This window comes from Streptomyces sp. 8P21H-1 (genome assembly GCF_013302945.1).
This window is the reverse complement of record NZ_JABTYA010000203.1, coordinates 344-3,970: the sequence shown is the minus strand read 5'-3', so window position 1 is coordinate 3,970 and position 3,627 is coordinate 344. Positions and strand designations below refer to the sequence as shown.

Sequence of the window (3,627 nt, the reverse complement as noted above, 5' to 3'; positions counted from 1 at the left end):
CGGCCGGGCGGTGCCGCGCGGGCGGTGACGCCGGTGGGTGCGCGACGCCGTGGGTGCGCGACGCCGCGCACCGGCGGGGTCAGGAGAGGCGGGCGGTGTGCGTGTCGATGAGCACGCCGAGCCGGCCGGTGTCCAGGGAACCGTCGGTGTTCACCCCGATGTGCCAGGCCGCGTCGGTGATGTAGCCGAGCACCAGGAGGGCGTCGGTCGGGCGCAGCGGGGCGTCCGCCCATCTCTCGTCGCGGAACTGTGCGGCGGTGACCACGAAGAGCCTGCGGGCGTACGTTCCCGGAGCCGACGCCGACGGTACGGTTCCGGGCGGCGTGCCTCCCTCGTGGGCCAGCGCCTCCTCGCGGTCGGCCGCGGTGCGCAGGCGGGGCGAGCGGACCTCCAGTCCTTCGGTCACCGGAGGGGAGGTCGCCGAACCCACCAGGACGACCGTGGCGAGGTGCCCGACCGGTCCCGAGACGATCTCGGTGATGAGGGCCTGGGCCAGGCGCAGCACCTCGTCGTCGTCACCCGTCAGGGCGATCGTCCCCGGCAGCTGCGCGAGGTCGACCAGCACCCTGTCGCCCCGGTGGAGGCCGAGGGTGACGGTCAGGGAGTACGGATGCGCGGGGCGGTCGCCCGTGGCGCCGGTCCGGCGCAGGTCCGCCGGGTCGAGCGACCACTCCTTGCCGGAGACGTCCGGTGTCCAGGGCGAGGGGGCGGCGAGGTCGGCCTGCGCGAGCTGCAGGGTCAGCCGCCGTCCCGAGTGGACGACGGTGTACACGTCGGGCAGCGGACGCCCGCCGGACACGCGCCCCCCGGCCACGGCCTGCAGGCCCAGGGCGACCGACTCCAGCGCCTTCCGGCCGGCGCCGGGCCCGGCGGTACGGGCCTGTCCGGAGGTGAGGTTGCCACGCTTGCGCCGGATCAGCGCGGCAGTGGCCCCGAGCAGCACCAGGCCGAGCACCACGGACAGGACAAGGGACGCGATCATGCGACTGCCTCTGTTGCTAGAAGTTGCCAGGAAGGGTCGCGGGGCGCAGGCATCCCGGCGTCCCGCGGACGGGTCGGCACTGTTCCCCGGTCGCGCCGGACCGTCGGTGGGGACCGCGGCGGCCGGGCGCACGCGCTCCACTCCCGCGGTACGCCGGTCAGGTCCGGGGGCTCTGCGCCGCCACCCGCCGGGACGGTCCACCAGCGGTTCGGCCCGACGCACGCTCCGGCACACCGGGGGCGTCAGAACACGCTTCCACCCCATCGTCGTGCGGTGACGGCCCGGAGTGAAGCCGTCACGGCGAACCTTGCCGGTCCGTACAGGGACTTCGGCGCGCCCGGCGCTCGCGCCAGGTTTCCCTCGGTTGTGGGAGGGGGGACCTCCGGCACGGAAGATCGTCTTTCGCGGGTGGCACCATCGGCCCCTGAACCACACGGAAGATCACATTCCTTGCCGAGGGACGCATTCGGCGTCGGCAGCCGCATTCCGCGTGGGCCATCACATTCCGCGTGGGCGACCGCAGGTGCGAGACGGGAGGGCGCATGCCTCATCAGGTGGTCACCGAGACCGTGCGCGTGGCGATCCACGCGCCCGCTCCCCTGGTCCGGGCCGGGCTGGCCGGCTTCGTCGCGCTGGACCCGCGGCTGCGCGAGGTGCCGCCGGACAGGATCCGGGAGGCCGATGTGATCGTGGTCGCCCTCGACGTACCGGACGCCTCCGCCCTGGACCTGCTCCCCCGGCTGTGCGACGAACCCGGCGCGCGTTTCCTCCTGGTGACGGGCAGGCAGTGGCGGGCCGACATGACGGCGGCGCGCAAGCGGGGCGTCCGGGCCGTCGTGTGGTGGGACCTCTGCAGCCCGGACGTCTTCGCCCGCTCCGTGCGAGCGGTGGCCGGAACCGGAAGCGGAAGCGGGACCGGAGCCGAGCTGAACTCGCGCGAGGTGGACGTGTTGCGCCTGATCGCGGAGGGCCGGCAGCTGGACGAGATCGCGGCGGAGCTCTCCTACTCCGAACGCACGGTGCGCTACATCCTGTACGGCGCGATGAAGCGCACCCGGACCCGCAGCCGCGCCCACGCCGTCTCGTACGCGATACGGGCCGGCCTGATCTGACCGGCCGTCACCGGAGAACACCGGTCGTCACCGGGGAGCCGTAGCCCGCGCCGGTCAGAGTCCCTGCTGGATGCTGTCGCCGCGGTTGTTGGCCGCGAGACTGGTACCGAGCGCGGCGAAGTCCCGCACCACGCCGAACAGCCCCTTGTCGGCGGGCAGCAGGGCACGGACGGGACTGTCCTGCGCCAGGTGCTGGGCGAACAGGGCCTTGTAGGCGTTGTAGACCTTGGCGGTGTTGCCGGGCTCCTTGGCCGCGTTCATCCGGTAGTCACTGGTGATCGCGATCGAGGCCAGGTCCATCAGGTAGCAGTCGATGAGGTCCGTGACGTCCTTGGACCTGGCGCCCTCCACGCCGGCCCGCGCCGCCTCGGCCAGCATGTCGGCCATCTTCAGGACGATGTCGCGGTGGATGCGGTGCCGTGTGCTGCTGGGGAAGGCCGCCATGATGTGGTCCGCCTGACCGGCGCCGTCGGTGTTCATGGTGCGCGGCGTCCTGAGGTCGGCCAGACCGGGCACCGGCAGCGGGATGCCGCGGAACATGGCCTCCTCGTCGGGGATCTCCCGGTTCCGGGAGGCCAGCGGATGCAGACCGATCTCGTGGGCGAGCATGCCCATGATGTAGCCGATGTCGTACTTCTCGAAGTAGTAGCTCGCCAGGTTGATCTCGACACCCGCGTCACCGCGGTCCGTCACGTCGGCCGGGGTCTCCGTGGTTCGCACGTGCAGGGTGATCCGTACGGGGCGGCCGCCGACGTAGTCACGGATCGTGTCGTGCCTGCGCAGCAGCTCGATGATGCGGACCGCCTTGTCCCGGTACCCCTCGTCCGTGTGCTTGAGGTTGGTGAACTCGAAGTTCCCCGACGTGAAGGGGGTGAGGACCGGTTCCGGCGCTGTGGACGGTGTCGTGCCGTCGGTGCCGGTCCCCGTGTCGCCCTGGGGCAGCCTGGGGCGTGCCTCGCCCGTGGTGCCGGTCCGTGTGGTGCCACCGGTCCCCGTGGTGCCGTCGGTCCGGTCCGGGGCGGCGGGTTCGGGCCGCTGGATGCTGTCGCCGCGGTTGTTGGTGCCGACGCTCGCCGCGAGCTGGGCGAAGTCCCCGAGGACGCCGAACCTTCCCTTGTCGGCGGGCAGCAGGGCACGGACGGGACTGTCCTGGGCGAGGCGCTCGGCCAGCTGGGCCTTGTAGGCGTTGTAGGCCCTCGCCGTGTAGTTCGGGTCCGTGATCGCTCTCGCCCGGTGGTCGTTGGTGACCGCGATGGAGGCGAGGTCCATCAGATAGGTGTCGATCAGGTCGGTGACGTCCCTAGGCCTGGCTCCCGCCACGCCGACCCGTGCGTGCCGCGCGAGCACCTCGGCCATCTCCAGGACGATGTCGCGGTAGATGCCGTGCCGGATGGTGTGGGGGAAGGCGGCCATGACGTGGTCCTCCTGGCCGGCGCCCTCGGTGTTCATGAAGCGCGGCGTCCTCAGGGTCTCCAGCCCCGGTACCAGCAGGGGCATGCCCCGGTACAGCTCCTCCTCCTCGGGGATCCGCGC

Annotated in this window: 3 protein-coding genes; 1 reads left to right on the top strand and 2 read right to left on the bottom strand. The window is 72.2% G+C overall.

The genetic code is table 11. From position 1 onward, the window contains the following. Positions 1–79: 79 nt before the first annotated feature. Positions 80–982, bottom strand: a complete 903-nt coding sequence (locus HO151_RS03375) for a hypothetical protein (RefSeq protein WP_173894620.1) — start codon at positions 980–982, stop codon at positions 80–82. A gap of 542 nt (positions 983–1,524) precedes the next feature. Here HO151_RS03375 and HO151_RS03370 point away from each other — a divergent pair. Then, a complete protein-coding gene (locus HO151_RS03370; RefSeq protein WP_217422821.1) occupies positions 1,525–2,094 on the top strand; it encodes a response regulator transcription factor in 570 nt (189 codons plus the stop codon). Positions 2,095–2,148: 54 nt separating this feature from the next. Here HO151_RS03370 and HO151_RS03365 read toward each other — a convergent pair. Further along, positions 2,149–3,627: hypothetical protein (locus HO151_RS03365; protein ID WP_217422820.1), on the bottom strand; the 1,479-nt coding region annotated here is incomplete at its 5' end.